The organism is Mesorhizobium sp. M1227 (assembly GCF_040318315.1).
GTDB lineage: Bacteria > Pseudomonadota > Alphaproteobacteria > Rhizobiales > Rhizobiaceae > Mesorhizobium.
The window spans coordinates 251,146-272,207 of the sequence record NZ_JAMYLZ010000003.1 but is presented as its reverse complement, the minus strand read 5'-3'; the positions used below and the strand labels follow the sequence as shown (position 1 = coordinate 272,207).

The following is a 21,062-nucleotide window of genomic DNA, read 5'->3' as shown; positions in this document are numbered from 1 at the left end:
CGGTAAGCGAAAATCGCCGATCGACAAAGAGAAAAGCCCGGTGAAGAGCCGGGCTCATCCGGTCACATTCTTGCGAACCGCCGGAAAGCGAATTTCATTTGTAGATGCGGTGCCCGCCCCGTCCCCGCCACTCCACGGCCTTCTCGACATCCGTCTCGGAGGATGGGTCCGGCTTCGGTTTTCTAGCACCGACCCCACGCGCTGCCGTCCAGTTCGGCTTGAATGACGGCGGAAGCCACAACAGAATACCTGCAACCGCGGCAGGCAAGATGATCGCAAAACGCAGAATTGAAAGTACGATGCCGCAGATGCCGACGATCTGCGCGGCCCGGCGGACGCCGAAGCGTCTCAGGAACAAATGTCTTGCAATCACGCCGCCATCCAGATCGTAGGCGGGCAGGATGTTGAGAATGATAAGTGACACGTTCAACAATGCGCCAATCCAAAGCGTCCATTCCAGAGGACCGGCCGACCTTGACGGCAGCCACCCGAATGGCCTTTCGGGCACAACTGGGATGAGTTCTCCAAAAACCAGATAATAGGCCGCATCGAAAAACGCGGCGAGCGCGATGTTCGCCAGGGGACCCGCTATCGCAATCCGCGCCCAGGCAGGCGATGGCGCTGCGGCGCGTTTGAAACGCGTGAGCCCGCCGAAGAGATATAATTCTATCCTGTCGGTGGCGACGCCTTGTCGGCGTCCGATCCAGGCGTGTGCCAGTTCGTGCAGAAATATCGACGCAAACAGAAGCGCTGCAAAGATAGAGGTATGGATCAGTGCATCCTTGGGTCGGCTCGCCCACTCGTTCAGGAAGGGCAGCACAATGGGAATTGCGAAGGTCCAGCTGACGCGAACCGGGATATTCCGGTTCAGCTGAAACACAAGCGCATCGTTTTTTCTGTCCCAGCCGATCCGCCGCAAAGGCACCCCCCAATCGCAGCGCGACGGTAAGCGAGAACCATCGCTCCACAAAGCGAAAAGCCCGACGATGAATCGGGCTTCTGCATTCAGGTCCTGCTCGGCTTGCCTGTGTGGAGAATCGGCAGGCAAGCAACGTTTAGCTGCGCGGATTGACGTTCTCCGGGTCGTAGAGCGGCCTGTAACCGACGGCGGCCACTTCGACCGGGTACTTCTCGCCGAAATATTCGACGCTCAGCTTGCGGCCCTCCTGGCAATACGCCCAGGGCAGGTAGGCGAGCGCGATGTTCTTGCCGAGGGTCGGACCATAGGCCACCGAGGTCGTGAAGGAGCGTCGGCCGAGCTCGTCGACGAGCGTCTCACCGGTTTGCGGGTCCATCACCGGCATCGTGCCGACCGGATAGCGGAGAACGCCATCGGAATCGGTATTGTCCGTCATGATAAGCGTGCAAAGCATGGCCGGCTGATGCACCCGGGCGCGATATTCCAGATGCTTTGCCTTGCCGCAGAAATCGGCCTCCTTGACTTTCGGACGGGCAAGGTCGGCTTCCAGCAGATTGTATTCGGTCAACAGGTCCGCATTCTGCAGGCGCAGGCTCTTCTCCATGCGGCGGCTGTTTGCATAGGTCTCGACGCCAAAGGCCATCACGCCGGTCGACCGCAGCGCGTCCCAGACAGCCAGACCGTCCTCGTAGCGCATATGTAGTTCCCAGCCTTGCTCGCCGACATAGGAGATGCGGAAGGCGGTCACGTCCTTGCCGGCGATCCTGACGGGCTTGATCGCGGCAAAGGGAAAATTCTCCGGCGTCAGCCCGTCGGGGTTTTCCACGCACTTGCTCAATGTCGCCCGCGCGTTCGGACCCCAGATGCCGACGGTCACATATCTCTCGGTCACATCGGTGACGCTAACGTCGAAGCCTTTGTCCTCTGCCGTCCGGCGCATGTACTGGAAGTCGCGCGGCCCGGCATCGGCGCCGTCGATGACGCGGCAGCGGTCGGCCATGCGGATGACGGTCAGGTCGGCGCGCACCATGCCTTCCTCGTCGAGGAAATGGGTATAGATGCCCTTGCCGATATTGCCGTCACCGCCGATCTTTGCCGCGCACAGCCATTCCATCAGCGCGACATGGTCCGGGCCTTCCACGTCGTACATGGCGAAATGCGACAGATTGACAATGCCGCAATCCTCGCTCATCGCGAGATGCTCGGCGTTCGAGACGCGCCAGAAGTGGCGGTTATCCCATTCGTTTTGGCGCACCGGCACCCGGTTGCCGTATTTCTCGAGCAGATGCTCGTTGGCGGCGTAGCCATGGGCGCGCTCCCAGCCGCCGAGTTCCATGAAATAGCCGCCGAGTTCCTTCTCGCGCTCCCAGAAGGGCGAGCGGCGGACATTGCGAGCCTTGGAGAAGGGCTCGCGCGGATGGACCGCCGGGTTGTAGACCTTCATCGCGGTTTCGGTGCAGCGATCCCAGATGAACTGTTCTTTCGTCTGGTGCGGATAGAAACGCGAATAGTCGATGGCGTGGTGGTCGATCGCCGTGCGGCCGTCCGTCATCCAGTCGGCGATGAGCTTGCCCATGCCGGGGCCGTCCTTGACCCAGATCGCAACGGCATACCATAGGCCCCTGACCTTCTGGCTTTCGCCCATCGAGGGGCCGCCGTCCGCCGTCACCTGCAATAGGCCGTTGAAGGAATGGCTCTCATTGTAGCCCAGCTCGCCCAGGATCGGCGTCAGTTCCATGGCGCGCTCGAGCGGCGCCAGGATTTGTTCCATGTCGAGATCGCGTTGCGACGGCGAAAGCCGCGCCTCGTTTTTCTCGAGAATATCGCGCGGATGGCAAAGGCGCGGATTGGTCTCTTCGTAATAACCCCATTCGATCTGCCCGCCTTCGGCGGTCTTGGGGTCGCCGGTATCGCGCATGTAAGCCGAGTTGCCCTGGTCGCGCAGCAGCGGCCAGCCGATCTCCTTGCCGGTGCCGGCGAACTCGGTGTACGGCCCGAAGAAGGTAAGCGGATGGTCGATCGGCATGACCGGCAGGTCCTCGCCCGCCATTTCCGCGATCAGCCGTCCCCAGATGCCGGTGCAGACCACGACATAGTCGGCCTCGATGGTGCCGCGGTCGGTCACCACGCCCTTGATGCGGCCGTTCTCGATGACGAGCGACCTGGCCGACGTATTGGCAAACGCCCTGAGTTTGCCGGAAGCTTCCGCCTGATCGACAAGCTTGCCGGCGACGGTCTGCGAGCGCGGGATGACGAGGCCGGCGTCGGGATCCCACAGGCCGCCCTGTACCATCTGTTCTTCGATCAGCGGGAATTTTTCCTTGATCTCGGCGGGATCGATCAGGCGGGCGCGTGTGCCGAAGGCCTTCGCCGAGGCGATCTTGCGCTTGATCTCCGCCATGCGGGCGTCGTCGCCGACGCGGGCGACCTCGAGGCCGCCGATCCGCGCGTAGTGACCCATCTTTTCGTAGAAATCGATGGAATAGAGCGTCGTCCAGCACGACAGGAAATCATGGCTGGTCGTGTAGCAGAAGTCGGAAGCGTGCGCCGTCGAGCCGATATCCGTCGGGATGCCCGATTTGTCGATGCCGACAATATCGTCCCATCCGCGCTCGATCAGGTGATGGGCGACCGATGCGCCGACGATGCCGCCCAGCCCGACGATGACGACCTTCGCCTTTTCCGGAAACCCTGCCATTGCCCGCGACTCCAAGATGCTATTGCGAGCAGACTATAGGGCGGCGCGGCGCCGCGCTTGCAGCCTGTTTGCGACATCGCCAAAAAAGCCCGCGCCACCAGCCCGTCGAATGCAGTTAGACCTACGCCTTCGCCCTGCTCGGTACGAAGACGCTGCTAGAGCCCGTCCTGCGCAGCTTCGAAGAAAAATGCATACCTTCATCGCCGATTACCGGAAGCAAATAAAAGGCCGGGTGTTTGCCCGGCCTTCAAAAATCATGGCGTCGACTTTACTTGATGCGCGCGACGCCGCCCGAGATCTCGATCGTCTCCGAACCGGTCAGCGCCTCGAGGTCGCCATTCGGCAAGGTAACAAAACAGCCGCTCGGGCAAAATTCCACGGTTTCGCCAGCGGCCAGCGCCAGCTCGGTCTTGCCGCCGCCTTCCGTCACGATCAGCGTGCGGGTCTCGGCGTCCTTGTTAACCGCGCTGGCGGCATGGGCCGAGCCGCCCACGGCCAGAAAAGCGACGGCGGCGACGAGAGACTTCCACATTTTGCAGTATCGGTGTTGCCACCGCCTCTGTTGCATTTCGCAAGGCATTCTCGCCGTTTGCAGGTGAGCTTATATGCAATGCAAGCTGAACGGCAACTGAATGCCGCATTCATGCCGCAATTGGTTTCCGAAGGCTTGAAGGCAAGCTCCAATCAGCTAGTCAGGATCGGGCTTCCGTACCTTGCGTCCCGACTTGGCGAGACGTTTCGCCTCGACCGCCGCTAGGGCTTTTGCTTGTTCCCGCTCGGCGAATTCGACTTCGATCTTGTCGTCGTCGATCGGCCACGCCTCGTGCTTTTTGATCTCGACGACGGCGCGCGGTGTCGACGGAATTTCGATATGCTGGTCGGCGAACACATCGAAGATGGAAAAGCGGATGTCGTTCTGGACGATATTGCCACTAAGAACGTCTGCCAGGAATACGCGGATCTCGAATTCGAGCGCGGCCGGGCCGAAATTGGAAAACAGCACAAAGGGTTCCGGGTTCTTCAGCACCTGCGGATGGCTGCGTGCGATCTCCAACAGAACGCCATGCACGTGCTTGACGTCGCTGCCATAGGCAACGCCGACCTTGATGTCGACGCGGCCGAGCTTGTTGCGGTGCGTCCAGTTGCCGACCGCATTGTTGATCAGGTTTGAATTGGGCAGGATCACCGATTGCCGTTGGAACGTCTCGATCTCGGTGGCGCGCACGCTGATCTTCTTGACCGTGCCGCTGATGTCGCCGGCGACGATCCAGTCGCCGACCTTGAACGGCCGCTCGGCCAACAGGATCAGGCCCGACACGAAATTCGAGACGACATTCTGCAAGCCGAAACCGATGCCGAGGGACAGGGCGCCGGCGACCAGCGCGAGATTGGAGAGGTCGATACCGGCCGCCGAGATGCCGACCAGTGCCGCGACCGCGACACCGGCATAACCGACCGCCAGCCTGATCGAATTGCGCACGCCGGTGTCGACCCGGCCGCGCGCCATCACCGAGCCGTCGAGCCACCCCTGGAACCAGCGCGTCAGGAAATAGCCAATGATGAAGACGACGACGCCGGTGAGAATGCCGGTGACCGAGATCGTCACCGAGCCGATGGTGAGGCCGGTCGCCAGCTTGTAGGCCCAGGCCTGGATGTCGCCGGGCTGGAAGCCCCACATCAACAGGATCAGCGGCAGGAACACCAGCACAATCATGATGTTGATGGCGGCGCTGACGACAAGCCCGAGCTGGTCGAGGGCGGTCTCTTCGTAGCTTGAATTGGCCGCTAGCCAGCGCCCGATCGAAGTTTTGGCGAAACCACCTTCCTCGCCGATCGCTCGCGCCGACAGGAAGCCGATATAGGCGGTGACCAGGATGGTGCCGGTGACCACGACCTGCAGCGAGACGAAAATTGCAAGGCCGATATAGCCAAGCAGTGCCGATGCGATTGTGAATAGGCCTAGCGCGACGGCGGTGTAGCGCAGCCACGCCGGCCACGGGCGCCAGCTTCCGTCGGGGGCCTTGAACGGCTTCAGAAGGCCCATAAGGATCAGGATGATGCCGACGATGATGGTGGCGATGAAGCTTCTGGCGATGGTCAGCGACAGTGGCGAGCCCATCTTGTCGTTGACGACAGACAGGAAGTTGTTGCTGCCGATGACGACAGCCATGGCGGTCGTCAGCCGCACCAGCCAGCGCGCCGGGCCGGTTTCGACCGGGATCAAACGCCAGTTCGGCAGTCGGGGCTCGAGCGCTGCGTTGGTCAGGCGGTTGACGCAGAACACCACCGCGATAACGGCAACCAGCGAATTCAGGAAGATGCCGATGTCACCGCGTAAAACATTGTAATAATCGAAGAAGAAGATCGTCGAGACAAGGAAGGCGCCGACCGCCAGCGTCGGCAGCAACGTCGACCAGAACGCCACCGACAGGCGGCTGAGATAGGAGGGGTCCTCGACGGAGGGATCCGCTTCGAAGACGCGGCCGAACAGGCGTCGGCCGCCGATAAAAAGCACTGCAGCGAATGCGAGCGCCATCAAAGTCGCGGCAAGAATGGCCTGGAACTTGAACTTGAAGGCGAAGCTCAGCCAGGATGACACCGCCTTATAGAAGCCGGAAAACTCAGCGTTGGCGTCGGAAAAGACTTCGGGGCTAAGCGCATCGGACAGCACGTAGCGTTTGGTAAGCACATTGCGGAACAGCTCGCTGCGCATGTTGCCGATCTTCTCGATCAGCCCACTGATGCGGATCGACAGGTTCTGCGCGCTGGCAATGACGGCGTTAATCTCGGCTTTTTCGGAAGCCAGTGCCTGGCGTTCACCGGTCACGATGTCGGGCTCGGCCGGCTGGCCCGCGGCCGGCGGAGGTCCCAGCGTCTCGATCCGATCGTTGATATCGCCGAGACGCGAGCGGAACGCCAGCGCGCTGGTGAGCGCCGCCCGCGACAGATCCTCCAATTGCAGGCGGATTTCCACGAGGGTGGCATCGTCTTGGCCATCCTGCTGTATCTTCTTCTCGAGACCGTCGGTTTTGGCCGTCAGGCTCTGGATGACCTTCTGCTGGTCGGCGATCAACCCGGCGGCGCCCTGCCCGAGTGCCTGCGCCATAGCAACGAGCGACGGCGGCGCCGAGACAACAAGTGCAGCGATCAGGACCAGGCGGAGTAAACGAAAGAACATGATTTTTCTGGCGACTCGCGGACGGCAGCGGCAGTTTTGAAGCACGTCCTTGATAAAGACGCTCATATCACGGGGCAAGTCATGCCAGGCGGCTCGTTTTCGAAGTCCGCCAATCGAAGTCGGCCAGTCGAAGTCGGCCAATCCAGTCGAAGTCGGCCAATCCAGTCGAAGTCGGGGAGTCGAAAAGCGATGGCGCAATCTTGGCTTTGCGTTGGCGGCCTGCTCTATAGTCTGCCGCAAAGCCTGAAATGGATGACAATAAGAATGGCGGAATATTCGGCCTTTTCGCTTCTCAAGAACGCGCTGACCGGAAACAAGGACTGGAGGCCGGCCTGGCGCAAGCCCGACCCGAAGGCGTCCTACGACGTGATCGTCATCGGCGGCGGCGGCCATGGCCTGTCGACCGCCTACTACCTAGCCAAGGAGCACGGCATCACCAATGTCGCGGTGCTGGAGAAGGGCTGGCTCGGTTCCGGCAATGTCGGCCGCAACACCACGGCGGTCCGTTCCAACTATCTCCTGCCGGCCAACACGCGCTTTTACGAGCATTCGATGAAGCTGTGGGAGAACCTGGCCCATGACCTCAACTACAACGTCATGTTCTCGCAGCGCGGCTGCCTGAACCTCGCCCACACACCTGCTCAGCTCGACGACTATGCCCGGCGCGGAAACGCCATGCGCCATCTCGGCGTTGACGCCGAACTGATGACCACGGCCGAAATCGCGCGCCTGGTGCCGGCGCTCGACGTCTCCGCCACCGCGCGTTTCCCGATCGTCGGTGGCCTGATGCAGCGGCGCGCCGGCACCGCCCGCCACGACGCCGTCGCCTGGGGCTATGCGCGCGGCGCAGATCGCCGCGGCGTCGACATCATCGAAAATTGCGAGGTCACCGGCTTCCTGCGCGACGGCGACCGCATCACCGGCGTGACGACAACGCGCGGCGAAATCCGCGCAAAAAAGGTAGCGGTCGCGGTTGCCGGCAGCACCGGGCGGGTCATGCGGCTTGCCGGCATCGAGACGATGCCGATCGAGAGCCACGTGCTGCAGGCCTTCGTCACGGAATCGCTAAAGCCGTTCATCGATACGGTCCTGACCTTCGGCATGGGCCATTTTTATATGTCGCAATCTGACAAGGGCGGGCTTGTCTATGGCGGCGATCTCGACGGCTACAACAGCTACGCCCAACGCGGCAGCCTGCCGATCGTCGATGAGGTGATGAGCGAGATGCTGGCGCTGTTCCCTGGGCTGGCCCGTGTCCGCATGCTGCGCTCATGGGGCGGCGTCTGCGACATGTCGATGGACGGCTCGCCAATCATCACCACCGGTCCGCTGCCGGGCATGTATCTCAACTGCGGCTGGTGCTATGGCGGCTTCAAGGCGACGCCGGCTTCCGGCTGGTGCTTTGCCTGGACCATCGCCAAGGACGAGCCGCACGGTCTCAACGCGGCCTTCACGCTCGACCGCTTTTACCGTGGCATGGTGATCGACGACAAGGGCCAGGGCGCCACGCCCCGGCTGCATTAGGCCATGATCCCGAAAAGTGGAAACCGGTTTTCGGACAAGATCATGGTCAAACGAGAAGTTTAAGAGATCCATGCTCATCACCTGCCCCTATTGCGGCCCGCGCGACGTGATCGAATTCACCTATCAGGGCGACGGCAACCGCCAGCGCCCACAGCCCGCCTCGCAGAACCTCGACGCCTGGAACGCCTATGTCTACGACCGGCTTAACCCGGCCGGCGACCACAATGAGATCTGGCAGCATTCCGGCGGCTGCCGCGCCCATCTCAGGGTCGTGCGCAATACGCTGACGCACGAGATCTCCAGCACCGCGTTCGCGCGCGGCGACCACAACTCGGTTGCGCGGCACCGGGCCGAGGACAAGCCATGAGCCCGCGCCGTACAGAGGCCGGGGGGCGCATCGACCGGCTGCGGACCATCCGTTTCACCTTCGACGGCGCGCCTTATACCGGCCATGCCGGCGACACGCTGGCTTCGGCGCTGCTGGCCAACGGCGTCACCCTGTTTGGGCGTTCGTTCAAATATCACCGCCCGCGCGGCGTGCTGACCGCCGGCGTCGAGGAACCGAACGCGCTGGTCACAGTGTTGAGGGGCGAGGTTCGCGAGCCGAACATCCCCGCCACAATGGTCGAGATTTATGACGGGCTGGCCGCAGTCAGCCAGAACCGCTTCCCTTCGCTTGCCTGGGACGTCAGTGCCGTGAACCAGCTCGGCGGCAAGCTTTTGTCGGCCGGCTTCTACTACAAAACCTTCATGGGACCGGTGATCGGTCCGCTGAAGGGCACTCGCTTCTGGATGTTCTGTGAGCATTTCATCCGCCGTGCCGCCGGCCTGGGCAAGGCAGGCACGGCTCCCGATACGGCGCGCTACGAACGCATGAACGCGTTTTGCGATGTGCTGGTGGTCGGCTCCGGCCCGGCGGGGCTGATGGCCGCCAGGGCGGCTGCCGATCAGGGTGCACGCGTCATCCTGGCCGAGCTCGAGCCGCATTTCGGCGGCTCGGCCAATTCGTCGCGCGAGACGATCGATGGCATGCCGGCCGCCGACTGGGCAGCGCGCGCCGCCGGTCAGCTTGAAGGCCGTGACAATATCCGCCTTTTGCCGCGCACTACTGTCTGGGGTTATTATGACGGCAACACGCTTGCCGCGCTCGAACGTGTCACCGACCACAAGGAAAAGCCCGGCAAGGGCGAGCCGCGCCATCGCTATTGGACGATCCGCGCCAAGTCGGTGGTGCTGGCCACCGGCTCCCTGGAGCGTCCGCTGGTCTTTCCGGGCAACGATCGGCCAGGCGTGATGCTGGCGCATGCTGCGGAGCGTTTTGCCAACGAATATGGCGTGCTGCCGGGCGACAGGGTCGCGCTGTTCACCAACAATGACAGCGCCTATCGCTCCGCGCTTGCGCTGAAGAAGGCCGGCGCCGTCGTCGTCGCCATCGTCGACGTGCGCCCAGAACTTTCGAGCGAAATGCGCAAGCTGGCCGGCGAAGCGGAGGCCGAGATCCTTTCTGGCCACGCGGTAATCGCCACCGAGGGCGGCAAGGCGCTTTCCGGCTTCAAGGTGCAGCGCTTCGACATGGTCAACGGCGCGCTTTCCGGCGAAGCGCGCAGCATCCACGCCGATTGCCTGCTGATGTCGGGCGGATGGTCGCCGACCATTCATCTGGCCAGCCAGGCCGGCGCGAGAGCGGAATGGAACGAAGCATTGCAAGCGTTCCTGCCGCCCAAGCCGACGACGCGGCAATGGATCGGCGCCGGCGCCTTCACCGGCAGTTTCTCCACCGCCGAGGCGATCGCCGAAGGCCGCGCCGCCGGCCTTTCCGCAGCGGGCGCAACCGCCACGCCGGCGGCCTTGCCTGCCGTCGAGGCAGCACCTGGCGATCCCGATCCGGCGCCGGTGCTCGAGATCAAGGCCAAGGGAAAGAGTTTCGTCGACTTCCAGCATGACGTGACGGCGGATGACGTGCGGCTGGCGCATCGCGAAGGCTTCGTCTCGGTCGAGCATCTGAAGCGCTACACCACGCTCGGCATGGCAACCGACCAGGGCAAGAGCTCCAACATACCCGGCCTCGCCATCATGGCCGAGGCGCTCGGCAAGCCGATCCCAGAGGTCGGCACGACGCGCTTTCGCCCGCCCTTTTCGGCGGTGTCGATCGGCTCGCTAGCCGCCGAACGCTTCGGCGATCTGAAGCCCGAGCGGCTGACGCCGATGCATGACTGGCACGTCGCCAACGGCGCCACCATGTATTCGGCCGGCCTGTGGTATCGGCCGATGATCTACGGCCATCCCGGCGAGACGATCGAGCAGGCCTATGTGCGCGAAGCGAGAGCCACGCGCGAGAGCGCCGGCATCGTCGATGTCTCGACACTGGGCAAGATCGCGGTGCAAGGCCCCGACGCGGCGGAATTCCTCGACCGCGTCTACACCAACGTGTTTTCGACGCTGGCCGTCGGCAAGGCGCGTTATGGGCTGATGCTGCGCGAGGACGGTCTCGCCTTTGACGACGGCACCACGTGGCGGCTCGGCGAGCAGGATTTCCTGATGACCACCACCACCGCCAATGCCGGCAAGGTGATGCAGCATCTGGAATATTTCCTCGACGTGATCTGGCCGGAGCTGAAAGTCCACGTCGCCTCGGTCACCGACCAATGGGCCGGTGCCGCCATCGGTGGGCCGAAGGCAAGGCAGATACTGGCTGCTTGCGTCAGCAGCACCGCCGTCGACAATGCCGCCCTGCCCTTCATGGGCATCGTCCACGGCGAAATCGCCGGCGTGCCGGTGATGATCTGCCGGCTGTCCTTCTCCGGCGAAATGGCCTTCGAGGTCTATTCCGGCGCCGGCTACGGCACCCATGTTTGGGAGGCGCTGATCGAAGCCGGCAAGCCGTTCGGGCTGGTGACCTACGGGCTGGAGGCGCTGGGCACCATGCGCATCGAGAAAGGCCACGTCACCGGTGCCGAGATCGACGGCCGTACCACGGCACGCGACCTGCATCTCGACTGGATGCTGTCGAAGAAGAAGTCGTTCATCGGCTCGGCGATGATGGATCGCGAGGGGCTGATCGCACCCGACCGCCTGGAACTCGTCGGTATTGTTTCGCTCGACAACCAGCCGCTCAATGGCGGCGCACACATCGTCGAGGAGCTTGACGAAGCCAATCCACACGGCTCGCTTGGCCACATCACCGCCTGCTGCTATTCGCCGGCGCTCGGCAAATATATCGCGCTTGCCCTGGTCAAGGGCGGCAAGGCGCGGCGCGGCTCGCGTGCCTACGTTTCCGATCCGTTGCGCAACCGGTTCGGGCCGGTCGAGATCGTCTCCAACCATTTCTTCGATCCGGACGGGAGCCGCATGCATGGTTGAACGCCAATCACCGCTTGAGCCGGTGCCGCATCCGGGCTCGCATGGCAATTTCGAGCACGGTGTCGAAATCATCCTCTCCGAAACCAGGCCGGGGTCGATCCTGCAGCTCGCCGCCTGGCCCGGCGAGGAGAAGACGTTGATGGCCGGCATCCATGCGGTCACCGGCCTGGCTTTGCCCGACGGCGCCGGTGGCGGTGTGACGAACGGCGCCAGGTCGGTGTTCGGCTTTGCGCCGGGAAAATTTACGGTTGTCGATGAAGCCGAGGGATTGGCGCCGGCCTTTGCCGATGTCGTTACTTCGGCCATCGGTACGGTGACCGACCTTTCGCACGGCCGCACCGCGATCCGTATCGCCGGGCCGAAGGCCGAGTGGGTGCTGGCGAAATTCTTCGCAATCGACTTCGCGCTGCCGGCCTTCCCGATCGGCGCCGGCCGCTCGACCATGCATCACGACATCTTCGCGCAAATCCAGCGCACCGGCGCCGATCAGTTCGACATCTATGTGTTCCGCTCGTTTGCCCGCTCGTTCTGGAAAGCGCTCTGCCATGCGAGCGAGGAAGTCGGCTACGAAGTGCAGTAGAGCCGGACGGCGCTTCACGTCACTCCGCGAACGTCACCCACTCTTCCAGCGGCGCGCGGTCGGTGCGGAAGGCATTTTCGGGCTTGGACGTATCCTCATGGCCGAGCGCCATGCCGCAGACGACGATCTCCTCGTCGGGAATGTTGAGCACCGGCCTGATCTGCCGGTGATAGGGCGCGAAGGCGGCTTGCGGACAGGTGTGCAGGCCCCTGCCCCGCGCGGCGACCATGATGTTTTGCAGGAACATGCCGTAGTCGATCCACGACCCCTTGTTCAGCCGCCGGTCGACGGTGAAGATCATGCCGACCGGGGCGTCGAAGAAGACGAAGTTGCGGTCGTGCTGCGCACGCATCCTGTCGACCTCGCGCCGGCCGATGCCGAGCACGCCGTAGAGGCCGAAGCCGTTGGCCCGCCGTCGCGTCAGATAGGGTTCGAAGAACTGGTCGGGATAGTAGCGGTACTCGTCCCACTCGGCCTTTTCGGCGCGGATGCCCGAGCTGAGGATGGCGTCGGTGATGCGCTGCTTGACCTCGCCCTTGGTCACATAGACCTTCCAGGGTTGCATATTGGTGCCTGAGGGCGCGCGCGCGGAAACGGCGAGAATATCGCGGATGGTCTCGTCGTCGACCATATCGGGCAAGAAGGCGCGTACCGACCGCCGCGAGGTGATCGCGTCATCGACGATCGCCGCCGCAATCCGGGAGTTGTTTTCCAGCATGGGCCGTCCTTTTGCGTATGATCCCGAACCCGATTTTCCGGAAGGATCATGCGCCGACTAGAAGTGATGGAGCATCCTTGCGCGTCTTTTTGAACGCCCGATAGCCTACCCGCCTCGACCGGACGCCCCACTCGCCGCTCGTGCGCCGAGCCTTTGCCCGAACCGTCAAAATGGCGCAAGTAAATCTTGTGATTTCGTGAAAATCCTCTTGATTTTTTCATGAACCCGCCATCAAATGAAATTTGCTGGGAATTTTTCACCAAGACAGGGATGGCTTTGCCCTCAACCGCCGCCAGATCGGAACAGGACAGCGGCGAACGGCTCCTGGCCGGCGACATTCGCGCGTTGCGCAAGGCGCGCGGCTTGACGCTTGCTGAAATCGCACTGAAGCTCGGCCGTTCCGTCGGCTGGGTCAGCCAGGTCGAGCGCGGTCTGTCGGTCCCGTCGCTCGGCGATCTCAGGGCCTTCGCCGAATTGTTCGGCGTGCCGGTCAGCCTGTTCTTCAGCCATGACGTGCCTGTCGAGACCGAGCGCGGCGTGGTCGTGCGCGCCGGCAACCGGCGCACGCTTGGCACAAGCGATTCCGGCCTGGTGGAGGAGCTTCTGTCGCCCGATCTCGGCGGTAGCTTCGAGATGCTGCGTTCGGTCTTCGCTCCGGGTGCCGAGATGAAGGCCGAGGCGCGCCGGCCGACCGAGGAAGCCGGCTACGTCGCTTCGGGCAGTTTCGACATCGAAATTGCCGGCGTCTGGCACCGGCTTGGCGAAGGCGACTCCTTCCGCTTCGACGGCAAGCCGTTCCGCTGGCGCAATCCTGGAGCCGAGCCGGCTGTCGTCATCTGGGTGGTTTCGCCGCCTGTCTATTGAACGAATGCATGTCGCCCAAAGTGCGTGGCGGTTTTGGGACAACGACATGCATCAAAACAAATAGTCGGAGAAGAACATGGCCGGTTTGCCGACCACGGCACGCGTTGTGATCATCGGAGGCGGTGCCATCGGCGCCTCCTCGCTCTACCATCTCGCCAAGGCGGGCTGGACCGACTGCGTGCTTCTGGAGAAGAACGAGCTGACTTCCGGCTCGACCTGGCATGCCGCCGGCAACGTGCCGACTTTCTCCTCGTCATGGTCGCTGATGAACATGCAGCGATATTCGACCGAGCTCTATCGCCGGCTGGCCGACGAGGTCGGCTATCCCATGAACTACCACGTCACCGGCTCGCTCAGGCTAGCCCATAGCGCGGAGCGCATGCAGGAATTCCAGCGCGCCAAGGGCATGGGCCGTTACCAGGGCATGGATATCGACGTGGTCGGGCTCGACGAGATCAAGCGCCGTTACCCCTTCATCGAGACGCATGAGCTGAAAGGCGCGCTCTACGATCCGAATGATGGCGATATCGATCCCGCGCAGCTGACCCAGGCACTGGCCAAGGGCGCGCGCGACATGGGCGCGAAGATCATCCGCTTCTGTCCGGTAACCGGCGTGAGCCGAGACAATCACGAGTGGGTGGTCGAGACGGCGCAAGGCGAGATCCGCTGCGAGATCGTCGTCAACGCCGCCGGCTACCGCGCCGCCGAAGTCGGCAGGATGTTCGGCCGCGAGGTGCCAATGATGGTGATGAGCCATCAATATATCCTGTTCGAGGAAATCCCCGAACTGGCGGCGTGGTCGAAGGAACAGGGCAAGAAGCTGCCGCTGCTGCGCGACGTCGATACGTCCTATTATCTGCGCCAGGAAAAGAACGGCATGAATCTCGGCCCCTATGAGCGCAATTGCCGCGCCCACTGGGTCGGCCACAACGACCCGATGCCCGACGACTTTTCGTTCCAGCTGTTTCCCGACGATCTCGACCGGCTGGAACATTACCTGGCCGATGCTGTCGCCCGCGTGCCGATCCTCGGCACCGCCGGCCTTTCCAAGGTTATCAACGGGCCGATCCCCTATGCGCCGGACGGCAACCCGCTGATCGGCCCGATGCCCGGCGTGCCCAACGCCTTCGAGGCCTGCGTCTTTACCTTCGGCATCGCCCAGGGCGGCGGCGCCGGCAAGGTGCTGGCCGAATGGGTGACCGAGGGCCAGACCGAATGGGACATGTGGTCGTGCGATCCGCGCCGTTTCATCGCCTTTGCCTCGGCCCCGGATTATTGCGTCGCCAAGGGCATGGAGATCTACGGCAACGAATATGCCATCCAGTTCCCGCGCCATGCCTGGCCGGCCGGGCGCGACCGCAAGCTGTCGCCGCTCCACGACCGCATCAAGGCACTCGGCGCCCGGTTCGACGCCTATAATGGCTGGGAACGCGCCACCTGGTATGCGAAGCCAGGCGACGACATCTCCGAAGAATCCACGCTGACTTTCCGCCGCGACGGGCCGTGGCAGCATCGTGTGCGCGAGGAATGCCTCGCCGTGCGCGATGCCGCCGGCATTCTGGACCTGCCGGGGTTTTCCCGTTTCAATCTCGATGGTCCGGGTGCCGCCGAATGGCTGAGCCTCCAGGTGACAGGCCTGGTGCCGAAACCCGGCCGCATCGGCCTCGTCTATTTTGCCGACGACAAGGGCCGCATCGTCACCGAAATGTCGGTGGTCCGCCACGACGAGAACCTGATGACGCTGATCACCGCCGCGGTGGCTCAGTGGCATGATTTCGAATGGCTGAAATCGCGCATCCCGAAGGACGCCACTTTCAAGCTGGTCGACCGGACGGAGGAATACTCCACCCAGATCCTCGCCGGCCCCAACTCGCGAAAAATCCTCGCCGAACTCTGCGCGGCCGACCTCACCCTGCCCTGGCTGACGCATCAGGAAACCAGTATCGCCGGACGTTGGGCAAAGCTGGTGCGCGTATCCTTCGCGGGCGAGCTCGGCTGGGAAGTCCACAGCAAGGTCGACGATACCGCAGCCATCTTCGACGCCCTCTGGGCAGCTGGCCAGAAGCACAGCCTGAAACCGTTCGGCATGTACGCGCTGGATTCGCTGCGGCTCGAAAAAGGTTACCGCACCTGGAAGAGCGACCTGTCGACCGACTATTCGATCCTGCAGGGCGGGCTGGAGCGCTTCGTCAGATGGGATAAGCCCGACTTCCGCGGCAAGGCGGCGCTGCAGAACGAGAAGCAGCAGGGCATCAAGAGGCGCTTCGTCACGCTGGTCGTCGAAAACCCCGGCGACTGCGATGCGCCCTACATGTCGACGCTGTGGCATGACGGCCGCATCGTCGGCGAGACGACATCCGGCGGCTGGGGTCATCGCATCGACAAGTCGATCGCGCTCGGCATGCTGCGCGCCGACCTCACCGAGCCGGGAACCGCTGTCGAGGTCGAGATCTTCGGCGAACGCTTCAGGGCGGTCGTGCAGAAGGATGAGCCGTTATGGGATCCGAAGAACGAAAGGCTCAGAGCATGAAGACTGTCATCCTCACCGATGGCGGCATGGGCCAGGAGCTGGTCCGCCGTAGCAGTTCCGAGCCGACGCCGCTGTGGTCGGCCAGGGTGCTGATCGACGAACCGGATCTGGTGCGCGACCTGCATGCGGAATTCATCCGCGCCGGCGCCCGCGTCATCACCATCAACACCTATTCAGCCACGCCGGAGCGGCTGGCGCGCGAAGGCGCGCAAGAGCTGTTCAAGCCGCTGCAGAAGCGCGGCATCGAACTGGCAAGGCAAGCCCGCGACCAGGCTGGTGACGCGGCGATCGCCGGCTGCCTGTCGCCGCTGTTCGGCAGCTATGCGCCGGCGCTGACGATATCCTTCCAGGATACGCTCGACATCTATCGCCGTATCGTTGCCGAGCAGGCGGGCGGCGTCGATCTGTTTCTGTGCGAAACCATGGCGTCGGCCGAAGAGGCGCGCGCCGCCGTCACCGCGGCGTCGGAAAGCGGCAAGCCCGTATGGGTGTCGTGGACGCTTGCCGACCACGGCACGCCGCGCCTGCGCAGCGGCGAAGCCATTGCGGCGGCGGCGGGCGCTCTTGCCGGCCTGCCCGTCGCGGCCCGGCTGATCAATTGCTGCCGGCCCGAAGCGATCGCTGCAGCGCTGCCCGAACTGATCGCTCTCGGCGGTCCGGTCGGCGCTTATGCCAACGGCTTCACCTCGATTGAGGCGCTCAAGCATGGCGGTACGGTGGAAGTGCTGCACGCCCGCCACGACCTCGATCCGGATGCCTATGCCGGCCAGGCGGTCGATTGGGTCGAGGCCGGCGCCGGCATCGTCGGCGGCTGCTGCGAAGTCGGACCGGCCCACATCGCCGCGCTGCGCGACCGGCTCGAACAGGCCGGTTATGAAATTTCGGGAGCAGCATAATGGCCAGGCCATCATCGCGCATTTCCGGCATCGTGCCTTCGGGCAAGGATGGCTGGGAGGTTCATTCCGCTGCCTGGGCGCGCAAGCAGGCCGGCGAGGACATCATCATGCTGTCGGTCGGCGACCATGATTTCGACACGCCGAGCGAGACGATCGAAGCCTGCGTGACGGCGGTTCGCGCCAGCAATCACCACTACACCCCGCTTGCCGGCGTTCCGCGCCTGCGCAAGGCGATGGCGGCGGCCTCGACGCGGTGCACCGGGGTTGCGACAAATCCCGACCAGGTCATCGCCACCCCGGGCGGGCAGGCCGCGCTTTACGCGGCCATACAAGCGGTTCTCGACCAGGGCGACCATGCCATCGTCGTCGCGCCCTATTACGCCACCTATCCCAACACCTTCAGTGCGGCGGGCGCCGAGTTCAGCGTCGTCGAGACCCCCGCCGAGGATGGCTTTCAGCCGCGCGCCGCCGACATTCGCGCCGCCCTTCGGCCGAACACCCGCGCCATCCTGATCAACACGCCGAACAATCCCACGGGCGCCGTCTATTCGCGCGAGCGCCTGGAAGAGCTGGCGCAGATCTGCCGCGAACATGACCTCTGGCTGCTGTCGGACGAGGTCTACTGGACGCTGGGCGGCGGCGAGCACGTCTCACCACGCTCGCTGCCCGGCATGGCGGAACGCACGCTGGTCATCAATTCGATGTCCAAGAGCCACGGCATGACCGGCTGGCGCATGGGCTGGCTGACCGGGCCGGAACCGATGGTCTCGCTGCTGACCGACCTCAATCTGGTGATGACTTACGGCCTGCCGGCCTTCATCAGCCTCGCCTGCGCCGAGGCGCTCGAAAATGGCTACGGCGTCAAGGAAATCGCCGAGCGCTACGCCGCGAGGCGCACCGTCGTCCTCGATGCCATGCGCGGTATGAACAACATCACCGTGCGCGGCTCCGAAGGCGGCATGTACGTCATGCTCGACATATCGGCGATCGAGCCGGACGACGAAAAATTCGCCTGGGCCTTCCTCGACCAGGAAAATGTCGGCGTCATGCCCGGCTCAAGCTTCGGCGAGGCCGCCGCCGGCCACATCCGCTTCAGCCTCTGCCAGCCTGAGCCGGTACTGATGGAGGCTGCCACGCGCCTGCGCCGCTTTGCCTCCAGCTATGGTCGCGAGGCCGCATGAACGCCTCGCCCACCAAAACCATTCCGACCAAGGTCATTCCTCCCAAAGCGAGGGCGGTCATCATCGGTGGCGGCGTCTCCGGCTGCTCGGTCGCCTATCATCTGGCCAAGCTCGGCTGGACCGATATCGTGCTGCTCGAGCGCAAGCAGCTGACGTCGGGCACGACATGGCACGCCGCCGGCCTGATCGGCCAGTTGCGCGGCTCGCAGAACATGACGCGGCTGGCGAAGTACTCGGCCGACCTCTACGTCAAGCTGGAGGCCGAGACCGATGTCGGCACCGGCATGCGCCAGGTCGGCTCGATCACGGTGGCGCTGACCGAGGAGCGCAAGCACGAGATCTATCGGCAGGCATCTCTCGCCCGCGCCTTCGATGTCGATGTTCGCGAGATTTCGCCCAACGAAGTCAAGCAGATGTACCCGCATCTCAATGTTTCCGATGTGGTCGGCGCCGTGCATCTGCCGCTCGACGGTCAGTGCGACCCGGCCAATATCGCCATGGCGTTGGCCAAGGGTGCGCGCCAGCGCGGGGCGACGATCGTCGAGAACGTCAAGGTGACCAAGGTGCATACCAGGGCCGGCCGCGTCACCGGCGTTTCCTGGGCGCAGGGCGACGAGCAAGGCCTGATCGAGGCCGATATCGTCGTCAACTGCGCCGGCATGTGGGCACGCGAACTTGGCGCCCGGAACGGCGTCACCATCCCGTTGCACGCCTGCGAACATTTCTATCTCGTCACGGAACCGATCCCCGGGCTTTCCCGCTTGCCGGTGCTGCGCGTGCCGGACGAGTGCGCCTACTACAAGGAAGATGCCGGCAAGATGATGCTCGGCGCGTTCGAGCCGGTGGCCAAGCCCTGGGGCATGAACGGCATAAGCGAGGATTTCTGCTTCGACCAGTTGCCGCAGGACATGGACCATTTCGAGCCGATCCTGGAAATGGGCGTCAACCGCATGCCGATGCTGGCCACCGCCGGCATCCACACCTTCTTCAACGGCCCCGAGAGTTTTACCCCCGACGATCGCTATTATCTCGGCGAGGCGCCGGAGCTTTCCGGCTACTGGATGGCGACCGGCTACAATTCGATCGGCATCGTCTCCTCCGGTGGCGCCGGCATGGCGCTGGCGCAATGGATCAATGACGACGAGGCGCCCTTCGACCTCTGGGAGGTCGACATCCGCCGCGCCCAGCCGTTCCAGAAGAACCGCCGCTATCTCAAGGAGCGCGTCTCCGAAACGCTCGGCCTGCTCTATGCCGATCATTTTCCGTACCGGCAGATGGCAACCTCGCGAAACGTCCGCCGTTCGCCGCTGCACGAACATCTGAAGGCGCGCGGCGCGGTGTTCGGCGAGGTCGCCGGCTGGGAGCGCGCCAACTGGTTTGCGCGGGAGGGCCAGGAGCGCGAATACCGCTATTCCTGGAAACGGCAGAACTGGTTCGACAACCAGCGCGAGGAGCATCTGGCGGTCCGAAACGGCGTCGGCCTGTTCGACATGACCTCGTTCGGCAAGATCCGCGTCGAGGGCCGCGACGCCTGCGCTTTCCTGCAAAGGCTCTGCGCCAACGACATGGACGTGGCGCCGGGCAAGATCGTCTACACCCAGATGCTCAACCAGCGCGGCGGCATAGAGAGCGACCTCACCGTCTCGCGGCTATCCGAAACAGCCTTCTTGCTCGTCGTGCCCGGCGCCACGCTGCAGCGCGACCTGGCCTGGCTGCGAAAACACCTTGCCGACGAGTTCGTCGTCATCACCGATGTGACCGCTGCCGAAGCCGTGCTTTGCCTGATGGGCCCGGATTCGAGGAAGCTGATCCAAAAGGTCAGCCCCAACGATTTCTCCAACGGGAACAATCCGTTCGGCACGTTTCAGGAGATCGAAATCGGCATGGGCCTGGCCCGCGCCCACCGCGTCACCTATGTCGGCGAGCTCGGCTGGGAGCTTTATGTCTCGACCGACCAGGCCGCCCACGTCTTCGAGGCGATAGAAGAAGCCGGCGCCGACGTCGGCCTGAAGCTATGCGGCCTGCACACACTGGATTCCTGCCGCATCGAAAAGGCGTTCAGGCATTTCGGCCACGACATCACCGACGAGGACAATGTGCTGGAGGCCGGGCTGGGTTTCGCGGTGAAGACCACCAAGGGAGACTTCCTCGGCCGCGATGCGGTGCTGAAGAAGAAAGAAACCGGCCTGTCACGCCGGCTGGTGCAGTTCCGCCTGAACGACACCGAGCCGCTGCTCTTCCACAATGAGGCGATCCTGCGCGACGGCAAGATCGTCGGTCCGATCACCTCGGGCAATTACGGCCATCATCTCGGCGGCGCGATCGGGCTTGGTTACGTGCCGTGCCAGGGCGAGAGCAAGGCGGATGTCCTGTCGTCGTCCTACGAGATCGAGATCGCCGGCGAGCGCTTTGCCGCCGAGGCCTCGCTCAAGCCGATGTACGATCCAAAATCGGAACGGGTGCGGATGTAACCCTTGTCCTTCTGCCCTTGTGGGAGAAGGTGGCCGAGCGAAGCTCGGTCGGATGAGGGGTGTCGGATGAGGGTGTTGGAAGGATCGCTACCTCAACGGAATTAGCGTTTAGCGCTCCCGTCCCAGTCTTCCCACGCCGCGTT

General features: G+C 63.6%; 14 protein-coding genes. 9 read left to right on the top strand and 5 right to left on the bottom strand.

Features of this window, described 5'->3' with window-relative positions:
* Positions 1–94: 94 nt before the first annotated feature.
* The 4 genes from NKH28_RS06835 to NKH28_RS06820 form a co-directional block, all read right to left on the bottom strand.
* Entirely contained in the window at positions 95–1,048 is a 954-nt protein-coding gene (locus tag NKH28_RS06835) for a site-2 protease family protein (RefSeq protein WP_352978306.1), read from the bottom strand.
* A 7-nt stretch (positions 1,049–1,055) separates the two neighbouring features.
* The gene (locus NKH28_RS06830) at positions 1,056–3,617 is read right to left on the bottom strand and encodes a GcvT family protein (RefSeq protein WP_352500962.1); all 2,562 of its coding nucleotides are present in this window, start codon (positions 3,615–3,617) and stop codon (positions 1,056–1,058) included.
* Between the two features lie 268 nt (positions 3,618–3,885).
* Entirely contained in the window at positions 3,886–4,149 is a 264-nt protein-coding gene (locus NKH28_RS06825) for a hypothetical protein (protein WP_352452117.1), read from the bottom strand.
* A gap of 156 nt (positions 4,150–4,305) precedes the next feature.
* Positions 4,306–6,795, bottom strand: coding sequence for a mechanosensitive ion channel family protein (locus NKH28_RS06820; RefSeq protein WP_352978304.1), 2,490 nt, complete (start codon positions 6,793–6,795; stop codon positions 4,306–4,308).
* A 264-nt stretch (positions 6,796–7,059) separates the two neighbouring features.
* Here NKH28_RS06820 and NKH28_RS06815 point away from each other — a divergent pair, with 264 nt between their 5' ends.
* The 4 genes from NKH28_RS06815 to NKH28_RS06800 all read left to right on the top strand — a co-directional run bounded on the left by NKH28_RS06815 (position 7,060) and on the right by NKH28_RS06800 (position 12,259).
* On the top strand, positions 7,060–8,319 hold the full coding sequence (locus NKH28_RS06815) for a sarcosine oxidase subunit beta (RefSeq protein ID WP_352470276.1): 1,260 nt from the start codon (positions 7,060–7,062) through the stop codon (positions 8,317–8,319).
* A 70-nt stretch (positions 8,320–8,389) separates the two neighbouring features.
* The gene (locus NKH28_RS06810; RefSeq protein WP_023676536.1) at positions 8,390–8,686 is read left to right on the top strand and encodes a sarcosine oxidase subunit delta; all 297 of its coding nucleotides are present in this window, start codon (positions 8,390–8,392) and stop codon (positions 8,684–8,686) included.
* Positions 8,683–11,679 (top strand): sarcosine oxidase subunit alpha, encoded by a 2,997-nt coding sequence (locus NKH28_RS06805; protein ID WP_352978302.1) that lies wholly within the window; start codon positions 8,683–8,685, stop codon positions 11,677–11,679. The genes NKH28_RS06810 and NKH28_RS06805 overlap by 4 nt, the downstream gene beginning before the upstream one ends.
* The gene (locus NKH28_RS06800; RefSeq protein WP_352978300.1) at positions 11,672–12,259 is read left to right on the top strand and encodes a sarcosine oxidase subunit gamma; all 588 of its coding nucleotides are present in this window, start codon (positions 11,672–11,674) and stop codon (positions 12,257–12,259) included. The genes NKH28_RS06805 and NKH28_RS06800 overlap by 8 nt, the downstream gene beginning before the upstream one ends.
* A gap of 19 nt (positions 12,260–12,278) precedes the next feature.
* On the opposite strand, the gene NKH28_RS06795 is transcribed toward NKH28_RS06800, so the two are convergent.
* Entirely contained in the window at positions 12,279–12,977 is a 699-nt protein-coding gene (locus NKH28_RS06795; protein WP_352500967.1) for a nitroreductase, read from the bottom strand.
* Between the two features lie 270 nt (positions 12,978–13,247).
* Here NKH28_RS06795 and NKH28_RS06790 point away from each other — a divergent pair, with 270 nt between their 5' ends.
* From NKH28_RS06790 to NKH28_RS06770, 5 genes are all read left to right on the top strand, one after another.
* Entirely contained in the window at positions 13,248–13,841 is a 594-nt protein-coding gene (locus tag NKH28_RS06790) for a helix-turn-helix domain-containing protein (protein ID WP_352766935.1), read from the top strand.
* Between the two features lie 76 nt (positions 13,842–13,917).
* The gene (locus NKH28_RS06785; RefSeq protein WP_352978297.1) at positions 13,918–16,371 is read left to right on the top strand and encodes a GcvT family protein; all 2,454 of its coding nucleotides are present in this window, start codon (positions 13,918–13,920) and stop codon (positions 16,369–16,371) included.
* The gene (locus NKH28_RS06780; protein ID WP_352470270.1) at positions 16,368–17,267 is read left to right on the top strand and encodes a homocysteine S-methyltransferase family protein; all 900 of its coding nucleotides are present in this window, start codon (positions 16,368–16,370) and stop codon (positions 17,265–17,267) included. The genes NKH28_RS06785 and NKH28_RS06780 overlap by 4 nt, the downstream gene beginning before the upstream one ends.
* The gene (locus NKH28_RS06775; RefSeq protein WP_352978295.1) at positions 17,267–18,448 is read left to right on the top strand and encodes a pyridoxal phosphate-dependent aminotransferase; all 1,182 of its coding nucleotides are present in this window, start codon (positions 17,267–17,269) and stop codon (positions 18,446–18,448) included. Before NKH28_RS06780 ends, NKH28_RS06775 begins: the two co-directional genes overlap by 1 nt.
* Complete coding sequence (locus NKH28_RS06770) at positions 18,445–20,919, top strand: GcvT family protein (protein ID WP_352978293.1); 2,475 nt, start codon at positions 18,445–18,447, stop codon at positions 20,917–20,919. The genes NKH28_RS06775 and NKH28_RS06770 overlap by 4 nt, the downstream gene beginning before the upstream one ends.
* Positions 20,920–21,062 lie beyond the last annotated feature (143 nt).

Coding starts and splice junctions, on each gene's coding strand:
- NKH28_RS06830 (WP_352500962.1), bottom strand. CDS start 3,617: ATGGCAGGGTTTCCGGAAAAGGCGAAGGTCGTCATCGTCGGGCTGGGC.
- NKH28_RS06825 (WP_352452117.1), bottom strand. CDS start 4,149: ATGTGGAAGTCTCTCGTCGCCGCCGTCGCTTTTCTGGCCGTGGGCGGC.
- NKH28_RS06820 (WP_352978304.1), bottom strand. CDS start 6,795: ATGTTCTTTCGTTTACTCCGCCTGGTCCTGATCGCTGCACTTGTTGTC.
- NKH28_RS06815 (WP_352470276.1), top strand. CDS start 7,060: ATGGCGGAATATTCGGCCTTTTCGCTTCTCAAGAACGCGCTGACCGGA.
- NKH28_RS06810 (WP_023676536.1), top strand. CDS start 8,390: ATGCTCATCACCTGCCCCTATTGCGGCCCGCGCGACGTGATCGAATTC.
- NKH28_RS06805 (WP_352978302.1), top strand. CDS start 8,683: ATGAGCCCGCGCCGTACAGAGGCCGGGGGGCGCATCGACCGGCTGCGG.
- NKH28_RS06800 (WP_352978300.1), top strand. CDS start 11,672: ATGGTTGAACGCCAATCACCGCTTGAGCCGGTGCCGCATCCGGGCTCG.
- NKH28_RS06795 (WP_352500967.1), bottom strand. CDS start 12,977: ATGCTGGAAAACAACTCCCGGATTGCGGCGGCGATCGTCGATGACGCG.
- NKH28_RS06790 (WP_352766935.1), top strand. CDS start 13,248: ATGGCTTTGCCCTCAACCGCCGCCAGATCGGAACAGGACAGCGGCGAA.
- NKH28_RS06785 (WP_352978297.1), top strand. CDS start 13,918: ATGGCCGGTTTGCCGACCACGGCACGCGTTGTGATCATCGGAGGCGGT.
- NKH28_RS06780 (WP_352470270.1), top strand. CDS start 16,368: ATGAAGACTGTCATCCTCACCGATGGCGGCATGGGCCAGGAGCTGGTC.
- NKH28_RS06775 (WP_352978295.1), top strand. CDS start 17,267: ATGGCCAGGCCATCATCGCGCATTTCCGGCATCGTGCCTTCGGGCAAG.
- NKH28_RS06770 (WP_352978293.1), top strand. CDS start 18,445: ATGAACGCCTCGCCCACCAAAACCATTCCGACCAAGGTCATTCCTCCC.